Below are 21481 nucleotides of genomic sequence, written 5' to 3'. Positions count from 1 at the left end.
CGATGGGCACGGCTCCCGAAGAAGTGTAGACAAACCCTGTTACACCTCCAGCGGCCAGCCCCCCTGCTCAAGGCAGCCGTGACTGGCGTCGGTACTGCTCCGGTGTACAGCCGGCCTGGCGCTGGAACATGGCAATGAAGGCCGAAGCGGTGCTGTAGCCCATGTCGAAGGCGATCTCCTGGACGCTGCGACCGCCTTCCAGGGCCTGAACCGAACAGACGAACCGCAGGCGCTGGCGCCACTCGCCAAAACTCACCCCCAGCTCACGCACGAACAGGCGCGCCAGGGTCCGCTCGCTGACATGCAGGCCGGCCGCCCATTGCGCCAGCGAGCGGTTGTCCGCCGGGTCGTCCTGCAATCCTTCGAGCACGCTGAGCAGGCCCGGGTCGTCGGAGTACGGCAGGTAGGAGCTGTGGACCTTGGCCAGGTGCAGCTGGTCCACCAGCACCTGGGCCAGGCGGATATCGGCAGGATCACAGGGGATCTTCACGTCGCGCCGGGCGAAATCGCCGAGGATCGCCTTGAGGATGTCGCTGATGGCCAGGGTGCTCGCCACCTCGGGCATGCCACGGCAGTGCTCCTCGGCCACATAGACCGAGCGGTAGACGATTGCCTGGGTGTTGTAGGCACTGTGCTCGGTGCCGGGCGGGATCCACAGGGCATAGCGCGATGGCGACATGAAGCGCCGGCCGGCCACTTCGTAATGGATGACGCCATGGGACACGTAGTCCAGCGAGCCCCAGCGATGGCGGTGGCTGGCCGCATGACTGCCAGGGCCGAATTCGGCATAGCGAAAATACACCGGTGCCGGCAAATCAGGGAAAGAAGGGATCTCGATGGGGATCTTGCGCATGCTGTCCGGATTCCGACGCCGATTGACCGGATTGAAGTATAAGTCTTGATTCGGACAAACGGATAATTCGCCTCATCCTGTCCTTGCGGTCTCAACTCCCATGCAATACGCGTTTCCCCTGCTGGCCATCTTCATCTGGGCCGGCAACACCGTCGTCAACAAAATGGCCGTCGGGGCGATCTTCCCGGCGGAAATCGGCTTTTACCGCTGGCTGCTGGCGGCCCTGCTGTTCACCCCCTTCCTGCTGCGCCCGGTCATCGCCAACCGCGCGGCGATCCGCCCGCACCTGGGCAGGATCGTCGCCCTCGGCGTGCTCGGCATGGTCGCCTACCAGAGCCTGGCCTACTACGCAGCGACCCTGACCACGGCGACCAACATGGGCATCATCCTGTCGCTGATGCCGTTGATGTCGCTGGCCCTGGCAATCGTCAGCCTCGGCCAGCGCCTGACCGCCGGCGCACTGTCCGGCGCGGTGCTGTCCTTCATCGGGGTGCTGGTGGTGGTCTCGGCGGGCGACCTCGCCTCGTTGCTGACCCATGGCCTGAACCTGGGCGACGCCATGATGCTCGGCGCGACCCTGGCCTATGCGGTCTACAGCACCCTGCTGAAAAAGTGGCAGTTGCGCCTGCCACCGTTGCAGTTGCTCTACCTGCAGATTCTGGTGGCGGTGGTCGCGCTGTTGCCGCTTTACCTGCTGTCACCCAAGGTCGGCCCGAACCTGCACAACGCCGGCCTGGTGCTGTACGCCTGCCTGCTGGCCTCGATGCTCGCACCGCTGCTGTGGATGAAGGCGGTGGCCCGGCTGGGCCCGAGCCGCACGGTACTGTTCTTCAACCTGCTGCCGCTGCTCACCGCGCTGATCGCCGCCGGGGTCCTGCGTGAACAACTGGCGCTGTATCACCTGCTGGGCGGCGCCATGACGCTGGGCGGGGTGATCCTCTCCGAGCGCTGGACCACGGCGCTGCGCCAGGTCAAAGCCCGGCAGCCTTGAGCCGCCGGGCATGCTCGACGAACAGCCGGATCGGCTCGGCGCCCTTGCCCACCAGGCCCAGTGACTGGTTGACGATATCGAAGTGATCGAGGGGATAGTCGTCGCCGATGACCGTCCCCAGGTGCGAACTGTAGCGTCCGACCATGCCATCGCACTGCCCGGCCTCGCGGATGAAGGTCCTGGCGAACAGCCGGCAACTGCGGTGGGTGCCGTCGAACAGATTGCGCCCACGATCGGTGATGCCCGGCTGCAGGATCCCGGCCCAGGAGTAGTAATGCACGCCATCGACCCGTTCCGCGCCCTGCCCACCCCAGCTGTCCGGCAGCCCCTGGGGGTACTGGCGATTGAACAGGGCGACACCTTCGCTGGTCAGCGAGTGATGCGAGGCGTTCAGATCCATGGGCAACGCCGGGCCGCGACAGCCGGTTTCCAGCCAACCCATCAGCCGTGCGACGGCGCAGAGCACGAAGGTCAGCAGGCGCCCACGGGCACTGCTCGGCGGGTAGTGACGCAGGAAGTGATCCGCCAGTTCCGAGCCATGATTGGGCCCGGCTACCGAGGTCACCGAGGCCACCCAATCCGGCCGCTTGGCCGCCGCATACCGCGCGGTCAGCGCGCCCTGGCTGTGACCGATCAGGTTGACCTTTTCCGCCCCTGTCTCGCGGCGGATCTGCTCGATCCGCGACAGCAGTTGTTCGCCCCGCACCTCATTGGAGTGCAGCGGCGAAACCCGGACCGGGAACACCGTTGCGCCGCCCGCGCGCAAGGCCGGGGTGATGCCATACCAGTAGGGAAACCACAGCAACCGGACGAACCCGAGCATGCCCGGTACCAGCACCAGCGGATAACGCGTGGCGAGTTCTTGCGACATCAGTGAGCATCCATGACAGGTTACGAATGAGAGCCTAGTGGCCCGGAGTCGGGTATGCGAATCCGCCACACAAGCCACGAGGCCTGGGACGAAAGCATCGGCATGGAAGATGACAACACGGCGACATCCCGCGCTCGGCCACCCTTTACGTAACAATCGGATAAAACTTTTTCGCTCTCGCGCCACTCACACCCAGGGTAGCGATCTCGCCAACAGAGCGAGGCGCCCCAACCGGATCAGTCAGGAGATCGAGATGAGCGACATGCATTTGTCCGATGTAACCACCCTGCGTGAACGTGCGCGCAAGAATGTCGAGAACGGCGCGGTCACCGAAGGCTACGGGGCCGACCGCAGCGAAATCCTGCGGCTGCTCAACGAATCGCTGGCCACCGAGCTGGTCTGCACCCTGCGCTACAAGCGCCACTACTTCATGGCCACCGGGCTCAAGGCCAGTGTCGCTGCCGACGAGTTCCTCGAGCACGCCAACCAGGAAATGGCCCACGCCGACCGGCTGGCCGAGCGCATCGTGCAACTGGGCGGCGAGCCGGAGTTCAACCCGGACCTGCTGTCCCAGCAGTCCCATGCCCAGTACGTGGCCGGCAAGACCCTCAAGGAAATGGTCTACGAGGACCTGGTGGCCGAACGGATCGCGGTGGACAGCTACCGCGAGATCATCCAGTTCATCGGCGACCAGGACCCGACCACGCGGCGGATCTTCGAGGACATCCTTGCCCAGGAGGAAGAACATGCCGATGACATGGCGGACATCCTGCAGGATCTGTAGAGCACTGCCCGGCCCCCTGTAGGAGCGCGGCTTGCCCGCGAATAGGCCCTCAAGGCCGCTAAAAGTTTCGCGGGCAAGCCCTGCTCCTACAGGTAACCTGTGCAATCCTCGCTACAAAATCAGTTCCTGACTGTCCGCGGCGCCTTGCCCGACTTCATCTGCTCCAGCAACGGCGCGCACTGGTTCGGCACATCGCCACCCGGGGCCACCAGCGCCAGCAACCCGGTCGCCGGCCCGGCGATCACGCCCAGGGCAACCATGCCGGCACCGCGCAGCAACAGCGGCACCGCCTGCACACCGGCATCCGGCTTGATGAACTTGCCACGCACGTACAACGGCGAGCGCAGGGACAGCAGCCGGAAACCCTTGGACTCGGGGCTGATCTTCAGATCCAGCTGTTCGCTGGCAAAGTTGGCCGTGCCGTCGACGTAGATGATCGCGTTCTCGGTGTCGAAGACGAACAACCGGGTGGTCGCCAGGCCGCTCTTGATGCCGAGGTCGGCCGCCGCGCAGTTGATCTTCACCTCCTTGTCGCCAAAGATCTTGCCCACCACGTAGTTGCCGACGTTGAGCCCGGCGATCTCCATCAGGCCACGGCTGATGGCGCCATCGTTGACCAGCATCTTCAAGTCGCCATTGGAGGTGCCCAACAGGCGCGCCACCGAGTTGCCGGTGCCGCTGATGTCGGCATCGCCATTGAGCTCGCCGAAGCTGGTCTTCATCGGCTCGAAGGTGGGGAACAACTGCTTGAGCTTGAAGTTGCGCGCGGTCAGCTTCGCCCGCCCCTGCATCGGCGTGGCGCGGCCATTGAGGCGGATCTGTGCGTCGAGCTTGCCGCCCGCCACGCCGAAACGCAGGGGCTCCAGGCTCAGCTCGCCATCGTTGAGCACCAGGTGGGTGTAGAGGTCGGTGAACGGCAGCTCGGCGCTGTGGACGATGCGCTTGCCGGTGAATTCCACATCGGCGTCCATGTCGCGCCAGCGCTCGGTGCGGAACTCCTCGACCGGCAGGACCTTGTCCGCCGGCTGCTTGCTTTCACCGCCACGAGCCTTCTGCCTGGCATTGGAGTCCGCGCCGATCAGTGGCGCCAGGTCGGTCATCAGCAACTGGTTGGAGACCAGCACGCCGGTGAGTTTCGGCCGAGGCTGGCTGGCAGCGTAGGACAGGTCTCCATGGATATCGCTGGTACCGATTTTTCCGTTGAACTGCTCATACTGGAAGGTCGCCCCGGTCGGCTCATGCAGCCTGGCGATCAGGTGGCCGTCGGTCTCGTAGGCCGGCGAGTCCGGCAGGGTCACCCCGATCAGCGGGTAGAGATTACCCAGGCTGTTGCCGGCCAGCTTCAGGCGCAGGTCCAGGGCTCCCAGGTTGCGCGGATCGGTCAGGGTACCGGCCACGGCGATCCGGGTGTCGGCGATCTTCACATCGGCCTGCACCGGGAACGGCCTGGCCGCGTCCTGCAACGCCAGCAGGCCGCCGACCTTGCCGGTCCCGGCGAGATTCTGGCCATGGTACTGGCCCTTGACCTTCAGCGCGAACGCATAGTCCTGTGGCGCCGAGCCCTTTTCCAGGGCCTTTTTCGCCGCGCTGTCGCCGACGATATCGCTGAACGGAATCGGCTTGCCCAGCGGGTCGATCAACAGGTCGAGCTGAGTCTTGAGGCTCTTGTCGTCCAGGGTGACATGCCCCTTGTCGAAGCCGATGGCGCCGATGTCCACCGTCCAGGCGGACGGCGGCTCGTCGGGATCCTTGGGATCGAACTGGAACGTCCAGTTGGCGCGGCCATCGGCCAGCCGTTCGAGACTGGCATTCGGCTCGGTCAGGTCGATCCGCGGAATCACTACCTTCCGGACCAATAATGGCAACGGCGCAAGGCGCAGTTCGACACGCTTGAGGCTGACCATCTGCGGATTTTTCGACCAGTCCGGATTGCCCAGTGTCAGGTCCTCGGCGATCACGTGGGGCCAGGGCAGCCAGGCGCGCCAACCGCCTTCGTCGGGCTCACGCTGCCAACGCACCGACAGGTCGCCATTGATGGCGAACGGGCGATGAAGGATTTCGGAAACCTTGGCATTGACCGGCGGCTTGATCCGGTTCCAATCGAAGAACGCGATGATCGCCACCAGCACCGCCAGCAGCAGGACCAGGCAGGCACCGGTCCAGAGAAAGATTTTTCGAGTGCGCGTCATTGCACGAGGCTCCTGATAACGGCTGAACGTCCAAAAAGCGACGCGATATACCTTTACGACTGACAAAACCCGGGCAAGGTTTAATGGAAAAAGCCCTCGGCCGGGAAAATCGAAGCGGGCCGAAGCTGACCGATCCATCAGTTTTTCGTTCCCCGGCATGCCCTCGGATGAAGCAGGACTGGGTAGAAAATACCCAGTACGGAGCAGGGGTAACACGCTGTAAGGCCCGATCTAGAGCCATCGCCCGGAACAATCAATTCCGTTGATTATTAACATTGTCCTTATGAACTTTTATATCGATTTTGCAAGGGTAACATTAGCTCCGTACCCACTTTATCGCCCTCCAACAGAGCAAACGATCATGAAACGCCAATTACTTCTCAGCCTTGCCCTTGCCGTCCTGACTGCCAACGCCTATGCCTTGCCAGCCCGTGAACAGGCCGCCCCACAAGCTCAGGCCAGCCACGCCACCGTCAGCCAGTCGCTGAACACCCTGGCCTCGGATGGTTCCGAACGCACCCCACAAGGTCAGACCCTTGCCGAAGGCGGCAGCGATCGTACCCCACTGGGTCAAACCCTGGCAGAAAACGGCAGCGACCGTACCCCTCTGGGCCAAACCCTGGCAGAAAACGGTAGCGACCGTACTCCTCTGGGCCAGACCCTGGCAGAAAATGGTAGCGACCGCACCCCTCTGGGCCAGACCCTGGCAGAAGGCGGTAGCGACCGTACCCCATTGGGTCAGACCCTGGCAGAAAATGGTAGCGACCGCACCCCACTGGGTCAGACCCTGGCAGAAAACGGCAGCGACCGCACACCTCTGGGCCAGACGCTCGCCGAAGGTGGTAATGATCGCCTGAAGGACAAAGGCCTGATCACCGAAGGCGGTGCCGATCGCCTGGCCGAACGTCATCAAGCCTTGAGCTGAGGCCATGATGGCCTGGAACGAAGCCCGATCCACCGGATCGGGCTTCGACATTTCTGCAACCCCGATTTCCTGCTTCCTACCCTCTCTCCCGCTCCACGTTCGACGTCGGCAAAGCTGATTTGCTAGAGTGCGCCGCTCCTGTCTTTCAGAAAACGTCCCGTCGATGCTGCCTCGTGCCGAACAGAAACAACAGACCCGTCATGCCCTGATGGACGCAGCACGCCATCTGATGGAGGGTGGGCGTGGCTTTGGCAGCCTGAGCCTGCGTGAAGTGGCGAAAACCGCGGGTATCGTGCCGACCGGTTTCTACCGGCATTTCGACGACATGGACCAGCTCGGCCTGGCACTGGTCAGCGAAGTGGGCCAGACCTTCCGCGAAACCATCCGCCTGGTTCGCCACAACGAGTTCGTCATGGGCGGCATCATCGACGCCTCGGTGCGGATCTTTCTCGACGTCGTGGCACAGAACCGCTCGCAGTTTCTGTTTCTCGCCCGCGAACAGTACGGCGGCTCCTCACCGGTGCGCCAGGCCATCGCCCGCCTGCGCGAGAACATCAGCTCGGACCTGGCCGTCGACCTGGCCCTGATGCCCAAGCTGCAGCACCTGAACACCGACGGGCTGGAGGTGATGGCCGACCTGATCGTCAAGAGCGTATTCGCCACCCTGCCGGAAATCACCGACCCGCCACAGGAGCCGCTGCCCGACTACCTGGCGCCGCAGGCGAAGATCACCCAGCAGTTGCGCTTCATCTTCATCGGGCTGAAACACTGGCAGGGGCTCGGCAGCACCGAGTGAACCCGCCCCCCCCCCACCGCATGGGAAGCGCGTAGGAGCCGGGCTTGCCCGCGAAGCTTTTCAACGCCCTGAGCGAACGAAACGCCCTTTACCACCTCCCCTGCCGGGCGCCCCTCAAACGCACCGAAAACGCGCATAAAAACAGACCGCGCACCATCTTGAAACATCCAGAAACATCACTACGCTCCTTTTTCAGGCGCGCGGCGCTTTCTGACAGGGATTTCCCAGGTTTCGTCCGACTGGCAAGCCCTTTGCTCTAGCTCAGGCATTGCTCATTGCTGGAAGCCCCAAGATGCTGGTGATTCATCGCAGAATCGAACCCCAATCCGCCTGGAGCGCCGAACTGCACCTGAACTTCGAGGCGCGTAGCAAAAGCCGCCTGCGCTGTTTCAGTGCCACCGGTGAAGACGTGGGATTGTTCCTGGAGCGTGGTCAGCCGCCTCTGTACGACGGCGAATTCCTGCAAGCCGAGGACGGCCGTATCGTCCGCGTCTGCGCCCGTCCCGAACAGCTGCTGCATGTCACCTGCGCCAATGCCTTCGAACTGACCCGCGCCGCCTATCACCTGGGCAATCGCCATGTCGCGCTGCAAGTCGGCGACGGCTGGCTGCGGCTGCTCGACGACTATGTGCTCAAGGCCATGCTCGAACAGTTGGGCGCCCACGCCGAAACCATCGGGGCCCCCTTCCAGCCGGAACACGGTGCCTACGGCGGTGGCCATCATCATTCCCGGCATGGCGACGAAGACTTCAACTACCCGCCACGCCTGCACCAGTTCGGTGTGCGCACATGAATCCGGCCTGGGCGTTGCTGCGCCTGGCCAGCCCGCAACTGCCGATCGGTGGCTACAGCTACTCCCAGGGCCTGGAAATGGCCGTGGAGCAGGCCCGGGTGCATGACCCGGCCAGCGCCCGCCGCTGGATCGGCGACCAGCTGCTGCTCAATCTCGCCCGCTTCGAGGCGCCACGGCTGCTGGCCCACTGCACTGCAGCGGCGCAGGCCGACTGGCCGCGCCTGGCACAGTTGGCCGAAGAACACCGCGCCAGCCGCGAGACCCGCGAGCTATATCTGGAAAGCCGGCAGATGGGCTATTCGCTGCAGCAACTGCTCGATGGCCTTCCCGACCTTGATGCCCCCGCACGGGACTTCCTCGCCCGCCAGACCGAACCGCACCTGGCCCTCGGCTGGGCGCTGGCCGCCCGCGCCTGGCGGATCAGCCCCGAGGATGCCCTGGCCGCCTGGCTCTGGAGCTGGCTGGAAAACCAGTTGGCGGTGCTGATGAAGACCCTGCCGCTCGGCCAGCAGGCCGCCCAGCGCCTGACCAGCGAACTGCTGCCCCTGCTGCAGCAGGCGCAGCAGGTGGCCAGCGAACAAGATCCGCAACACATCGGCAGCGCCGCCTTCGGCCTGTCACTGGCGTGCATGGCCCACGAGCGCCAGTACAGCCGCCTGTTTCGTTCCTAGGAGAGCAAGATGAACGCACAACCCCTGCGCGTCGGTATCGGCGGTCCCGTCGGCTCCGGCAAGACCGCCCTGACCCTGGCCCTGTGCCTGGCCCTGCGCGAGCGCTACAACCTGGCAGTGGTCACCAACGATATCTACACCCGCGAGGACGCCGACTTCCTGGTGCGCAACCAGGCATTGGCGCCGGAACGGATCATCGGCGTGGAAACCGGTGGCTGCCCGCACACCGCGATTCGCGAGGATGCCTCGATCAACCTCGAGGCCGTGGACCAGTTGAACCGGCGTTTCCCGGGCCTGGACCTGATCCTGGTGGAGTCGGGTGGCGACAACCTGTCGGCGACCTTCAGCCCGGAGCTTTCCGACCTGACCATTTACGTGATCGACGTCTCGGCCGGCGACAAGCTGCCGCGCAAGGGCGGGCCGGGTATCTGCAAATCCGACCTGCTGGTGATCAACAAGATCGACCTCGCCCCGCTGGTGGGCGCCTCGCTGGAAATGATGGACGGCGACACCCGGCGCATGCGCGGCGACAAGCCGTTCGTGTTCAGCAACCAGAAAACCGGGCAGGGCCTGGACGACATCATCGCCTTCATCGAACGCCAGGGCCTGCTGACCGCGGCCTGATCATTCAACCACCAGGAATTTGCCCATGAGTCTGAAGAAACTCCTCAGTGCCCTCTCCCTGCTGCTGGCTCCGGCCATGGCCTTCGCCCACCCTGGCCATGGCGACAGCGGCCTGGTCGCGGGCATCAGCCACCCGATCGGCGGCCTCGATCATCTGCTGGCCATGCTTGCGGTCGGCCTGTGGGCCGCGCAGCAGCAGGGCAGCGCGCGCTGGGCCCTGCCCTGCACCTTCGTCGGCACCATGCTGGTCGGTGGCCTGCTCGGTTTCGCCGGCCTGGAACTGCCGGCCCTGGAAAGCGGGATTGCCGCCTCGGTGCTGGCGCTGGGCCTGGCCGTAGCGCTGGCGGTACGCCCCCCGGTGAGCCTGGCGATCGTCGCGACGGCGCTGTTCGCGCTGTTCCACGGTGTGGCCCATGGCCTGGAACTGCCGGAAATGTCCAGCCCCTGGGCGTATGCCGCCGGTTTCGTGCTGGCAACGGCGGCCCTGCATGGCCTGGGCTATGGGCTGGTGCGGATCTTGCCGCAAGCAGCGGCGCCGTTGGTACGACTGGCTGGCGCGGCGTCGGCGGCGACCGGGGTCTGGTTGCTGGCCGGTTGAGCCCTGCGCTGCCCTGGCAGGCCCGTTCGCGGGCAAGCCCGGCTTCTGCAGGAGCTGTGTCGAACGCATCCCGGCGGCACAGCATGACCTTGTAGGAGCCTGGCTTGCCCGCAAATGGGCCTGCCCCCCTCTCGGCTTACCTCCCCTTGCCTGCCCAGACCAGGTACTGCCTACCTCGGAAAAGCCACTGATCTGACACGACGACAAGTCGCCTGCTACCATGTTGCGCACACTCCTGCCCGACGACTCCTGCCGATGCCTGATGTTTCCAGCTCTGCCGCCGCCTCCGAATCGAAGAGCCTGTTCACCACCGTGCAACAGCACTTGCGCCAGGTAATCATCCCCCTGTGGCAAGGCCCCGGCTGGAATGCCGAACTGGCGCTGCCGTATGAGGCGCTGGACGCCGAGCACCGCCCGCTGCCGCCACAACGCTATCGCGCCATGGCCTGCGCCCGGCAGCTGTACCTGTTCTCCAGCCTGATCGGCGATGCCGCCTTCCCCGGCGCGGGCACTCGCGCCGCCGCCCTGTTCCGCTCGCTGCAGCGGCATTTCCATGATGCCGAGCACGGTGGCTGGTTCTACAGCATCGACCCACAGGGCTCCCCGCTGGACACCCGCAAGGACCTCTATACCCACGCCTTCATCCTGTTCGCCTGCGCTCATTACTGGGCCAAGGTCCGCGAACCGCTGGTGGAGTCGGTACTCGATGCCGCACTGGAAGTGATTGCCGTACGCTTCGCCACCGGTGACGGCCTCTACGAGGCGGACCTGACCCGCGACTGGTCGTCGCTCGGCAGCGGACCGTTGCAGAACCCCCTGATGCACCTGACCGAAGCCTTCCTGGCCACCCTTGCGGCACGCGAGGATGCCCGCGTACAGGACGACATGCTGGCGCTGGTCACGGCCCTGCAGAAACGCTTCGTCGATCGCCAGCACGGGGTGATTCTGGAAAAGCCGCTGGGCACTGTGGATAACTGGTTCGAGCCGGGTCATCAGTTCGAGTGGATGTTCCTGCTCGAATCCTCGGCCGTGCTGCGTGACAGCGCCCTGCACCAGTCACTGCAACGGGGTTTCGCCTATGCCGAGCAGACCGGCGTCGACCCGCACAGCGGAGCCGTCAGCGCGATGCTGGCCATCGATGGGACACTGCGCGACGCGACACAGCGGATCTGGGCGCAGGCCGAATACCTGCGGGCGCTGACCCTGCGTGTGGATAACTCGGCGCGCCTGCAGCGCCAGCTCCGGGCCCTGCACGCACAGTTCATGCACCCGGGCGGCTGGCATGAATGCCTGGATGCACAGGGTGTGGTCAGCCGCGCGGACATGCCGTCGACCACGCCCTATCATCTGGCGACCTGCCTGTACGGCCTGGCCGACCATCTGGGCTGATCACCCGCAAGCCGGCGGCCGATACGGTTACTGTGGGAGCCCGCAAACCGGCTCCCACGATCACCTGGGTTTCAGGCCTTGTCGCGCTCGATGGCGAACCCGGCCCAGGTCTGGCTCACCGGCATCAGTTCCAGGCTGTTGATGTTGACGTGAGCCGGTGTGTTGAGCACCCAGAAGATGGTCTCGGCGATGTCCTGCGGCTGGATCGGCTCGGCGCCGGCGTAGGTGGCGTCGTAGCGTGCCTGGTCACCGCCGAAACGCACCAGCGAGAACTCGCTTTCACACAGCCCCGGCTCGATGTTGGTCACCCGCACGCCCGTGCCCTGCAGGTCGCAACGCAGGTTCAGGGAGAACTGTTTGACGAACGCCTTGCTCGCGCCATACACGTGGCTGCCCGGGTACGGGTACTTGCCGGCGATCGAACCGAGGTTGACGATGCTGGCGCCACGGCCATGAGCGATCAGCCGCGGCAGCAGCAGGCGGGTGCTGTACATCAGGCCCTTGATGTTGGTGTCGACCATGGTGTCCCAGTCGTCCAGGTCGCACTTGGGCGCGGGGTCGACGCCCAGGGCCAGGCCGGCGTTGTTGATCAGCCCACGTAGTTTGGCGAAGCTCGGTGGCAGGTTGGCGATGGCCTCTTCCATGGCCTTGCGGTCACGCACGTCGAGCACCAGGCCATGCACTTCGGTCTGCTGGGAAAGCTCGGCGCACAGGGCATGCAGACGCTCTTCGCGACGCCCGGTCAGCACCAGTTTCCAGCCGGCCTCGGCAAAACGACGGGCACACGCCTCGCCAAAGCCGGAAGTGGCGCCCGTGATAAACAGCGTGGATGTCATCGTGTTCTCCTAGCTAAACGCGGTTACAGCCTGAAATAAGGTCGTTCGCCGCCCAGCATGCCCGGCCCGGCGGAGGCCAGCAACTGTGCCGCGTGTTCAGCGCAAGGCTGTACAAAAAACGCTCAAAGCTCTACAGCCCAAGCCAGCCGTGGCCTGGCGCCGGATGTACGCATCTTATCCACAGTCCCTTCCACAATCTCTGGGGGCAAGTCGAACAGCGCCAGGCCGCTATCCACAAGGCCTGCAGCACTGTTTTAAAAGTTTTTCGCTTGACCCCGGGCAAGCCCATGTGCAGCCATCGGCCATCGCGACCCACCGATGGGTTTCCGCAGGCTGGCGCCAAGCCAGTAGCTACGCCGCCCACGGCGGTCTTTCCAGAGTTTGCCCACAGAGTTATCCACAGGCTTCCCCGAGCACTTGCCGGGCGAGCGCGACACTCATAAACCTGTTGACAAATGTCTTTCGAGCTTACCGAAAAACGGCTGATCAAAAAACAGACAAACCTCTACAGGCCACGGCCCACAAGGCCTCCAGCCAGCTACTCCCACGTTACCCACAGCCGATTCCACAGCAAACGGGGACAAGTCAAAACGGTGACAAAACAACTGTTTGCAGCGGTTTCATGTCGCACCCCACGAAGTTTTGCCCGGCGTTTTCCACAATTCGCCCCTGGCGCTGTGGATATGAAAAACGCCCCGGACCGGTCAAGGTCACGGGGCGTTCCTGTGGACCCGGATCAGTGCCCGCCCAGATACGCGTTGCGCACCTCCTCGTTGGCCAGCAGTTCCTTGCCGGTACCGCTGAGACGGATCTGCCCGTTGACCATCACGTAGGCCCGGTCCGAGAGCCTGAGCGCATGGTTGGCGTTCTGCTCGACCAGGAAGATGGTCATCCCCGAGGCAGCCAGTTCGCGCAGGGTGGCGAAGATCTGCTTCACCACGATCGGCGCCAGGCCCAGGCTCGGTTCATCGAGCAGCAGCAGCTTGGGTCGGCTCATCAGCGCCCGGGCGATGGCGAGCATCTGCTGCTCGCCGCCGGACATGGTCATGGCCCGCTGGTTGCGCCGCTCCCTGAGCCGCGGAAACAGCTCGAACATGCGCTGCATGTCCTCGCTGGCGAACTGGTCGCCAATGGGGATGGTGCCCATCAGCAGGTTCTCTTCCACAGTCATGTCGGGGAACACCCGGCGCCCTTCCGGCGACTGGGCGATACCGTTGGAGGCGATGTAGTGGGAGGACTTGTGGGTGATGTCGATGCCCCGGTAGAGGATCTGCCCGGATGCCGCCCGCGGCTGGCCGAAGATCGACATCAGCAGCGTCGACTTGCCGGCTCCGTTGGAGCCGATCAGGCTGACGGTTTCGCCTTCGTCGATGTGCAACGAGACCTTCTTCAGGGCCTGAATCGGCCCGTAATAGACGTCCAGGTTCTTCAGTTCGAGGATAGCCTGACTCATACCAGTTCCTCTTCATCCGCACCCAGGTAGGCGGCAATCACTTTCGGGTCGTTGCGGATCGCCTCGGGCCCGCCCTGGGCGATCACGTTGCCGTGGTCCAGTACCACGATGTGGTCGGAAATACTCATCACCATGCCCATGTCGTGTTCGATCAGCACCACGGTCAGATCGTGCTCGTCGCGCAGCAGCCGGATCATCGCGCTCAGCGCTTCGGTTTCCTGAGGGTTGAGGCCCGCCGCCGGCTCGTCGAGGCAGATCACCTGCGGCCGCGTGCACATGGCCCGGGCGATCTCCAGGCGGCGTTGCTGGCCGTAGGAGAGCTCGCCGGCCAGGCGGTTGGCGCAGTCCACCAGGTCGACTACCTCCAGCCAGTAGAACGCCGTGTCCAGCGCGTCGCTCTCGGCCTTGCGGTAGCCCCGGGTATTGAGGATGCCGGCCAGCAGGTTGCGGTTGACCCACATGTGCTGGGCCACCAGCAGGTTCTCCAGCACCGACATTTCCTTGAACAGGCGGATGTTCTGGAAGGTCCGTGCCAGCCCCGCACGGTTGACCAGGTGGGTACCGCCGAACATCTTGTAGTACAGCCGGCTGGCGAAGTTCTTCGGCGAAACGAAGTCGCTGGCCCGGAAGGACTCGCCCAGCAGCTGGATGACGTTGGTCTCTCGGCCGCGGGTATTGAGCATGATGCTGCCGCCGGTGGCCTTGTAGAAACCGGTGAGGCAGTTGAACACGGTGGTCTTGCCGGCACCGTTGGGGCCGATCAGGGCGAAGATCGAGTTGCGCTTGACCTGCAGGCTGACGTCGCTGAGGGCCTTGATACCCCCGAAGTGCATCATCAGTTTCTCGACCGAGAGAATGATTTCATCGTTCATTGCGCAGCTCCCTCGTGCAAGACACCCTTACGCGGGGCTACCCCGGTACGACTGATACGGATCAGGCCGCGAGGCCGCCAGATCATCATCAACACCATCAATACGCCGAACAGCAGCACCCGGTACTCGGCGAAGCTGCGCAGCAACTCCGGCGCAACGGTCAGCACGAAGGCGGCGATGACCACGCCGATGGTCGAGCCCATGCCGCCGAGCACGACGATGGCGAGGATCAGCGCCGACTCGAAGAAGGTGAACGAGGTCGGGTTGACGAAGCCCTGGTAGGTGGCGAAGAACACCCCGGCCAAGCCTGCCGTCGAGGCCCCGAGGGTGAATGCCGAGAGCTTGACCAGCACATGGTTCAGGCCCATGGCGCGGCAGGCGATCTCGTCTTCACGCAGGGCCTCCCAGGCCCTGCCGACCGGCATCCGGGTCAACCGGTGCTTGATGTAGAGCACCGCCAGCACCACCAGGAACAGCACGGTGTAGATGAAGTAGAACTTCACGTCCGGGTTGTAGGCGATACCGAAGAACTCGTGGAACGGCACCCCGCCATCCTTCGCCCGCTTGCCGAACTCCAGGCCGAAGAAGGTCGGCAGCGGCGCCGGCATGCCGTTCGGGCCGCCGGTCAGCGACAGCCAGTTGTTGAGCACCAGGCGGATGATCTCGCCAAAACCCAGGGTCACGATCGCCAGGTAGTCGCCATGCAGGCGCAATACCGGGAAACCCAGCACGCAGCCGGCCATGGCCGCGCAGATGGCCGCCAGGGGCAGTACGGTCCAGAAGCCCAGGCCGAGGTACTGGTAACCCAGGGCCAGGCCATAGGCACCGATGGCGTAGAACGCCACGTAGCCGAGGTCGAGCAGGCCCGCGAGGCCGACCACGATGTTCAGGCCGAGGCCGAGCAGCACGTAGATCAGGCCGAGGATCACCACGCCCAGCAGGTAGGAGTTGGAGAACACCGGGAAGACCACCGCGATGGCGATCATGATCGGGATGATCCAGCGCAGGCGCGACTTGTAGTCCGGCGCCAGTACGTGCACCCCCGAACCGCCGCCCTCGAAGCTGTCGAGCAGCCGCTTGCCCTTGGCGGTCTGCAGGTAGAGGCTCAGGGCCAGGCGGCCAAGCATGACGATCGCCACCAGCCAGGCGACACGGGTCGGTTCCAGGTTGAAACTGTAGCCCTCGAGGACGACCCCGACGATCGGGCCGAAGACAATGAGGGCGAGCAGGCCGGCAAGAATGGCATCCACCAGGCTTTTTTTGATATCGAGCTTTTTTTCAGTGGCAGTGGACATGGCTTACACCTTCGACACAAGAGGACGGCCGAGCAGGCCTTGCGGCCGAAAGACCAGGACCAGGACCAGCAGCGAGAAGCTGAACACGTCCTTGTAGTCCGAGTTGACCAACCCGGAGAACAGCGACTCGGAGATCCCGAGGATGATCCCGCCCAGCATCGCTCCCGGCAGTGAGCCGATGCCGCCAAGTACCGCGGCGGTGAAGGCCTTGATGCCGATGACGAAGCCCGCGTAGAAGTCGAACGTGCCGTAGTTCATGGTGATCAGCACACCGGCCAGGGCCGCCATGGCCGCACCGATGACGAACACATAGGAAATGATCCGGTCGGTATTGATCCCGAGGATCGAGGCCATCTTGCGGTCCTGCTGGGTGGCCCGGCACATGCGCCCCAGCCTGGTGTACTTGATGATGTAGGTCAGCACGCCCATGCCGAGGAACGCGGCCACCAGGATGAAGACCTTGGTGTAGGTGAGCTGGACGAAGCCACTGCCGACCTCGATGCGCCAGGCACCGGTGAGCAGTGTCGGAACGCCCTGCTGCCTGGCGCCCTGGCTGATCTGCGCGTAGTTCTGCAGGATCAGCGAAATGCCGATGGCACTGATCAGCGGCGCCAGCCGGGTAGAGTTGCGCAGGGGTTTGTAGGCGATACGCTCGATGGTCCAGCCATACACCCCGGTCACGACGATGGTGAACAGCAGCGTGCCGAGCATCAGCAGCGGGAAGGATTCGATACCGAAGTAGGCCAGCAGGGCCAGACTGATTGCCGAGAGGTAGGCGGAAATCATGTAAACCTCGCCGTGGGCGAAGTTGATCATGCCGATGATGCCATAGACCATTGTGTAGCCGATGGCGATCAGGCCATAGACCGACCCAAGGGTCAGGCCATTGACCAGTTGCTGCAGGAAAATACCATCCATAACGCAATCTCACGCACGTTGAGAGACTGCACAGAAGCCCACCGCGACGGACCGGGGTTCAACCGCCGTCGCAGCACAGCCATGTGCAGTTCTACGAGAAAAGACAGGTAACTGCACGGACACACGTGGCGACCGGCCGACCCGCGCGGGGCCGGCCGATCGGCTCATGTCACTTCTGTTTTTCCAGTTGGTGGTATTTGCCGCTCGCGTCCCACTGGTAGACCACGTAGTCGGAGACTTTCAGGTCGCCCTTGGTGTCCCAGGCCTTTTCGCCCATCACGGTCTTGACCGGATGCGACTTGAGCCATTTGGCGGCGTCTTCGCCCTTGTTGGACTTGGCGCCGTTGAAGCCGGCGGCCAGGGCCTGGATCGAGGCGTAGGCGTACAGGGTGTAGCCTTCAGGCTCGGTGCCGTTCTTGCGGAACTGCTCGACGACCGCCTTGCTGTCGGGCAGCAGGCGTGGGTCGGCGCCGAAGGTCATGTAGACGCCGTCGACGTATTGCGGGCCGCCGGCGGTGGTCACCAGTTCATCGGTCACCACACCGTCGTCGGACATGAACTTGACGTCCTTCAGGCCTTCGGTGCGCAGTTGCTTGACCAGGGGACCGGCTTCCGGATGCAGGCCACCGAAGTAGACCACGTCGGCGCCGGCGGCACGGATCTTGGTCACCAGGGCACTGAAGTCCTTCTCGCCACGGGTCAGGCCCTCGTAGATCACCGGGGTCACGCCGCGCTTGATCAGTTGCGCCTTGGTGGCGTCGGCCAGGCCCTGGCCATAGGTGTCCTTGTCGTGGATCACCGCGACCTTCTTGCCCTTGAGCACGTCGACGATGTAGTCGCCGGCGACGATGCCCTGCTGGTCGTCACGACCGCACATGCGGAACATCGCGGACAGACCGCGCTCGGTCACCTGCGGGTTGGTGGAACCGGGCGTGATCGCGATGATGCCGGCTTCGTCATAGACTTCCGAGGCCGGGATGGTCGAGGAGGAGCAGAAGTGCCCGACGACACCGGCGACCTGCTTGTTGGTCAGGTCCTTGGCCACCGTTACCGCCTGCTTCGGCTCGCACGCGTCGTCGCCCTTGATCAGGACGATCTTCTCGCCGTTGACCCCGCCTTCCGCGTTGATCACGTCCGCCGCCGCCTGAGCCCCCTTCATGTACTGCTCGCCAAACGCCGCATTGGCACCGGTCATGGGACCGGCCACACCGATTTTCAGATCAGCCTGAGCAAACGCAGAAACACCCAGCGCAGCAGCCACTGCGAGGGCGACACAGCCTTTTTTGTAAAACTTCTGGGACATGAGGTGGTGCTCCAAGTTTTTTTAGTTTGGCACTGCGACTTCACTGAATGCTCAGAGCAAGGGGCGTGCCATCGGTTTTTTGTTCTGAAAAAAGTCACTGTCTTATGGTTTTCTGGACTGTTTCGGGCCCTTTTCAACTGGGCGTGCAACCGTCTAACTCGGCGAAGGTAGAACCTTTTTCAGAAAAAGGTGCAACCCTCAAGTGCCACTACTGCAACCTCGACACACATACGCGTGCAACCACCATGTAACAACATGCGTCACCGAAGTGCACACTCACAGTGCACGACTGCTACATCGCGCACCATATAGGCTAGCCGTAGCCGGTAAAAGCGCCGTCCGGATTGGCGCTTTTGTTGTATCAAATGACGATCCGCAGGCACTGGCCCGCGTGATACAGCGAGAACCCGACCTCGTACAGGCAACTGCGCAGGCCCACCGCCGGTACCGGCCGCATCGGTGCAAAGGGAATCGGCAGGGCCTGAGGATTTCCGTTACACAGGTAGTCGGCGAAGGCCTTGCCGACCACGGTTCCGGTGGTGACGCCCCGTCCGTTGTAGCCGGTGACGGCCACCAGGCCGGGCGCCGGCTCGAACAGCCGCATCAGGTGATCGGGGGTGAAGGCGATGCAGCCGGTCCAGGTACATTCCCAGTCGACCTTTTTCAGGTAGGGGAAATAGTGCTGCTGGATCCGGTCGGCCCAGGCCCGCAGGAACCAGGCGGGTTTCTGGTTGCCATTGCCGAGGCTGCCCAGCAGCAGCCGGCCGTCGGCATCGCGGCGGATGCTGCTGAGCACCTGGCGGGTGTCCCAGGAGCCCTGCCCGCCCGGCAGGATCCGTTTCGCCGCGTCATCGTCCAGCGGGACGGAAGCGACCTGATAGTAGTAACCGGGGAAGAAATTGCGCCGCAGCTCGGTCCACTCGCCTTCGGTGTAGGCATTGGAGGCCATCACCACCTGTTCGGCAGTGACCGCGCCGTCGGCTGTCTGCACCGACCAGCGCTGGCCCTGGCGCTCCAGCCGGGTGACCGGCGACCGGTCGAACAATCGGGCACCCAGCCCGACGGCGGCCTTGGCCAGGCCCGAGGTGTAGGCCATCGGATTGAGGGTGCCGGCCCGCCGGTCGAGCAGGGCGGCGGCAATCTTGCGCGTACCGGTGGCGGCTTCGCAGGCGCTGCCGGTCAGCAGCTCCACCGGGGCGCCGCGACGCTTCCACTGTTGCTCGCGACTGCGCAGGTCAGCCTCGCCACGGGCATTGTGGGCCATATGCAAGGTGCCTTCGCGGCGCAGTTGGCAATCGATGCCGTACTTGTCGACCAGGCTGAACACCAGCGCCGGGGCACCGCCGAGCATGCGATTGAGCTGGCTGCCGACGGCCTCGCCAAAACCGGCCTCGATATCGTCCGGAGGAATCCACAACCCGGCGTTGACCAGGCCGACATTGCGCCCGGAACCACCATGCCCGGTGCGATGAGCCTCCAGCACGCAGACGCTCTTGCCCTGCTCACGCAGGTGAATCGCAGCCGACAGCCCGGTAATGCCGGCGCCGATGACACAGACGTCGACGCTCAGCTCACCCTTGAAGCGCGGCGCCTCGGGCCGCTGGGGCGTGAGCTTTTCCCATAGACATTCTTCACGTAACGCCATTGCCAGACTCCGAAAATGAAACCCAACAGCCACCTGAACCCAACGCACCGCCGGCTCCTACAGGGACAAACCCGACCCAAGAGGGCCTGGGCGCTCCACCGACTCAGTCAAAGACGATGCCCTGAGCCAACGGCAGTTCCCGCGAGTAGTTGACGGTGTTGGTCTGGCGCCGCATGTAGCCGCGCCAGGCATCGGAACCCGACTCACGACCACCGCCGGTCTCCTTCTCGCCACCGAACGCGCCGCCGATCTCCGCACCGCTGGGGCCGATGTTGACGTTGGCAATGCCACAGTCGCTGCCCACCGCCGACATGAACAGCTCGGCCTCGCGCACGTCGGTGGTGAAGATGCACGAGGACAGCCCCTGGGGCACCGCATTGTTCAGGCGCAGGGCCTCGGCGAAGTCGCTGTAGCCGATCACGTAGAGGATCGGGGCGAAGGTCTCGTGCCGGACCACATCGCTCTGCTCGGGCATCTCGACGATGGCCGGCGAGACGTAATAGGCATCGGGGAACTGCTCCTGCAGTTGGCGCTGGCCGCCGAACACCCGACCGCCCTCGCTCAGGGCCTGTTCGAGGGCGTCCTGCATGGCATCGAAACCGTGCCTGTCGATCAGTGGGCCGACCAGGTTGCCCTCCAGCGGGTGGCCGATGCGCACCTTGGCATAGGCGGCCTTGAGCCGGCTGACGATCTCGTCCTTGACCGACTCGTGGGCGATCAGCCGGCGCAGGGTGGTGCAACGCTGGCCGGCGGTGCCGACGGCGCTGAACAGGATGGCCCGCACCGCCATGTCCAGGTCGGCGCTGGGGCCGAGGATCATCGCGTTGTTGCCGCCCAGCTCGAGGATGCTGCGGGCGAAACGGGCGGCCACCTTGGGCGCCACCTCGCGTCCCATGCGGGTGCTGCCGGTGGCGCTGACCAGGGCCACGCGCGGGTCGTCGACCAGGGCTTCGCCGGCGTCGCGGCCACCGATGACGACCTGGCTGAGGTACGGCGGCGCATCGCTGAAATTCTTCAGCACGCGCTCGAACAGGGCCTGGCAGGCCAGTGCGGTCAGCGGCGTCTTTTCCGACGGTTTCCAGATCACCGGGTTGCCGCAGACCAGCGCCAGCGCCGTGTTCCAGGCCCAGACCGCGACCGGGAAGTTGAAGGCACTGATCACCCCGACCACGCCCAGCGGATGCCAGGTCTCACGCATATGATGGCCAGGACGCTCCGAAGCGATGGTCAAGCCGTACAACTGGCGCGACAGGCCGACCGCGAAGTCGCAGATATCGATCATTTCCTGCACTTCCCCCAGGCCTTCCTGGGTGATCTTGCCGGCTTCCCAGGACACCAGTTCGCCGAGGTCGGCCTTGTACTGGCGCAGCAATTCGCCGAACTGGCGCACCAGCTCGCCACGGCGCGGCGCCGGCACCTGGCGCCAGGCCTCGAAGGCCCGCTCGGCGCGCCCGACCTGCTGCTCGACCTCGGCCGGTCCCTGCCAGTTCACGGCGCCGATGCGGCTGCCGTCGATCGGCGAATGCACGGGCTGCCTGCCCTGTTGAGACAGCGCCGGGTCAACACCAAGACGATCGAGCAATGCGGCAACCATGGGATCATTCCTCCAGACGAAAATCGGAAAACTTCAGGTTGTAGTTGTAGCGACCTTCGGACTTGCCAACAAACGACGATT

Annotated in this window: 20 protein-coding genes; 9 read left to right on the top strand and 11 right to left on the bottom strand. The window is 64.2% G+C overall.

Annotation, left to right across the window (positions count from 1 at the left end; genetic code table 11):
* Positions 1 to 67: 67 nt before the first annotated feature.
* Entirely contained in the window at positions 68 to 853 is a 786-nt protein-coding gene (locus tag PF66_RS06220) for an AraC family transcriptional regulator (RefSeq protein WP_054058382.1), read from the bottom strand.
* A 100-nt stretch (positions 854 to 953) separates the two neighbouring features.
* Here PF66_RS06220 and PF66_RS06215 point away from each other — a divergent pair, with 100 nt between their 5' ends.
* Positions 954 to 1844, top strand: coding sequence for a DMT family transporter (locus tag PF66_RS06215; protein WP_054058383.1), 891 nt, complete (start codon positions 954 to 956; stop codon positions 1842 to 1844).
* Here PF66_RS06215 and PF66_RS06210 read toward each other — a convergent pair.
* Positions 1825 to 2715, bottom strand: coding sequence for an esterase/lipase family protein (locus PF66_RS06210; RefSeq protein ID WP_054058384.1), 891 nt, complete (start codon positions 2713 to 2715; stop codon positions 1825 to 1827). The two genes, PF66_RS06215 and PF66_RS06210, sit on opposite strands and share 20 nt — an antisense overlap.
* Positions 2716 to 2968: 253 nt before the next feature.
* On the opposite strand from PF66_RS06210, the gene PF66_RS06205 reads away from it, so the two are divergent.
* The gene (locus PF66_RS06205) at positions 2969 to 3499 is read left to right on the top strand and encodes a ferritin-like domain-containing protein (protein ID WP_054058385.1); all 531 of its coding nucleotides are present in this window, start codon (positions 2969 to 2971) and stop codon (positions 3497 to 3499) included.
* Positions 3500 to 3618: 119 nt separating this feature from the next.
* On the opposite strand, the gene PF66_RS06200 is transcribed toward PF66_RS06205, so the two are convergent.
* Positions 3619 to 5688, bottom strand: coding sequence for an AsmA family protein (locus tag PF66_RS06200; protein ID WP_054062158.1), 2070 nt, complete (start codon positions 5686 to 5688; stop codon positions 3619 to 3621).
* Positions 5689 to 6049: 361 nt separating this feature from the next.
* Between PF66_RS06200 and PF66_RS31835 the strand changes: the two genes are divergently transcribed.
* The 7 genes from PF66_RS31835 to PF66_RS06165 all read left to right on the top strand — a co-directional run bounded on the left by PF66_RS31835 (position 6050) and on the right by PF66_RS06165 (position 11484).
* Positions 6050 to 6613, top strand: coding sequence for a hypothetical protein (locus tag PF66_RS31835; RefSeq protein WP_081009796.1), 564 nt, complete (start codon positions 6050 to 6052; stop codon positions 6611 to 6613).
* Positions 6614 to 6776: 163 nt separating this feature from the next.
* Positions 6777 to 7409, top strand: a complete 633-nt coding sequence (locus tag PF66_RS06190) for a TetR family transcriptional regulator (RefSeq protein ID WP_054062156.1) — start codon at positions 6777 to 6779, stop codon at positions 7407 to 7409.
* A 292-nt stretch (positions 7410 to 7701) separates the two neighbouring features.
* Positions 7702 to 8202 (top strand): urease accessory protein UreE, encoded by a 501-nt coding sequence (gene ureE / locus PF66_RS06185; protein ID WP_054062155.1) that lies wholly within the window; start codon positions 7702 to 7704, stop codon positions 8200 to 8202.
* Complete coding sequence (locus PF66_RS06180) at positions 8199 to 8873, top strand: urease accessory protein UreF (protein ID WP_054062154.1); 675 nt, start codon at positions 8199 to 8201, stop codon at positions 8871 to 8873. Before ureE ends, PF66_RS06180 begins: the two co-directional genes overlap by 4 nt.
* A gap of 9 nt (positions 8874 to 8882) precedes the next feature.
* The gene (gene ureG, locus PF66_RS06175) at positions 8883 to 9497 is read left to right on the top strand and encodes an urease accessory protein UreG (RefSeq protein ID WP_054061572.1); all 615 of its coding nucleotides are present in this window, start codon (positions 8883 to 8885) and stop codon (positions 9495 to 9497) included.
* 25 nt (positions 9498 to 9522) lie between these two features.
* Positions 9523 to 10095 carry a HupE/UreJ family protein gene (locus PF66_RS06170; protein WP_054062153.1) on the top strand — a complete coding sequence of 191 codons (573 nt, stop codon included), beginning with the start codon at positions 9523 to 9525 and terminating at the stop codon, positions 10093 to 10095.
* A 255-nt stretch (positions 10096 to 10350) separates the two neighbouring features.
* The gene (locus PF66_RS06165) at positions 10351 to 11484 is read left to right on the top strand and encodes an AGE family epimerase/isomerase (RefSeq protein ID WP_054059819.1); all 1134 of its coding nucleotides are present in this window, start codon (positions 10351 to 10353) and stop codon (positions 11482 to 11484) included.
* 71 nt (positions 11485 to 11555) lie between these two features.
* On the opposite strand, the gene PF66_RS06160 is transcribed toward PF66_RS06165, so the two are convergent.
* The 8 genes from PF66_RS06160 to amaB all read right to left on the bottom strand — a co-directional run bounded on the left by PF66_RS06160 (position 11556) and on the right by amaB (position 21400).
* Entirely contained in the window at positions 11556 to 12320 is a 765-nt protein-coding gene (locus PF66_RS06160) for an SDR family oxidoreductase (RefSeq protein ID WP_054062152.1), read from the bottom strand.
* A 736-nt stretch (positions 12321 to 13056) separates the two neighbouring features.
* Positions 13057 to 13773, bottom strand: a complete 717-nt coding sequence (locus tag PF66_RS06155; protein ID WP_054062151.1) for an ABC transporter ATP-binding protein — start codon at positions 13771 to 13773, stop codon at positions 13057 to 13059.
* The gene (locus PF66_RS06150) at positions 13770 to 14645 is read right to left on the bottom strand and encodes an ABC transporter ATP-binding protein (RefSeq protein WP_054059816.1); all 876 of its coding nucleotides are present in this window, start codon (positions 14643 to 14645) and stop codon (positions 13770 to 13772) included. The genes PF66_RS06155 and PF66_RS06150 overlap by 4 nt, the downstream gene beginning before the upstream one ends.
* On the bottom strand, positions 14642 to 15940 hold the full coding sequence (livM, locus tag PF66_RS06145) for a high-affinity branched-chain amino acid ABC transporter permease LivM (RefSeq protein ID WP_054059815.1): 1299 nt from the start codon (positions 15938 to 15940) through the stop codon (positions 14642 to 14644). Before livM ends, PF66_RS06150 begins: the two co-directional genes overlap by 4 nt.
* A 3-nt stretch (positions 15941 to 15943) precedes the next feature.
* Complete coding sequence (locus tag PF66_RS06140) at positions 15944 to 16858, bottom strand: ABC transporter permease subunit (protein WP_054059814.1); 915 nt, start codon at positions 16856 to 16858, stop codon at positions 15944 to 15946.
* Between the two features lie 169 nt (positions 16859 to 17027).
* Complete coding sequence (locus tag PF66_RS06135; RefSeq protein ID WP_054062150.1) at positions 17028 to 18161, bottom strand: branched-chain amino acid ABC transporter substrate-binding protein; 1134 nt, start codon at positions 18159 to 18161, stop codon at positions 17028 to 17030.
* A 361-nt stretch (positions 18162 to 18522) separates the two neighbouring features.
* Entirely contained in the window at positions 18523 to 19806 is a 1284-nt protein-coding gene (gene amaA, locus PF66_RS06130; protein WP_054062149.1) for an L-pipecolate oxidase, read from the bottom strand.
* Positions 19807 to 19909: 103 nt separating this feature from the next.
* Positions 19910 to 21400, bottom strand: a complete 1491-nt coding sequence (gene amaB, locus PF66_RS06125) for an L-piperidine-6-carboxylate dehydrogenase (RefSeq protein ID WP_054062148.1) — start codon at positions 21398 to 21400, stop codon at positions 19910 to 19912.
* Between the last annotated feature and the right edge of the window lie 81 nt (positions 21401 to 21481).

The organism is Pseudomonas asplenii, from assembly GCF_001293465.1.
In the GTDB taxonomy this organism is placed as follows: Bacteria; Pseudomonadota; Gammaproteobacteria; order Pseudomonadales; family Pseudomonadaceae; genus Aquipseudomonas; species Aquipseudomonas fuscovaginae_B.
This window is presented reverse-complemented; position numbering and strand designations above follow the sequence as displayed.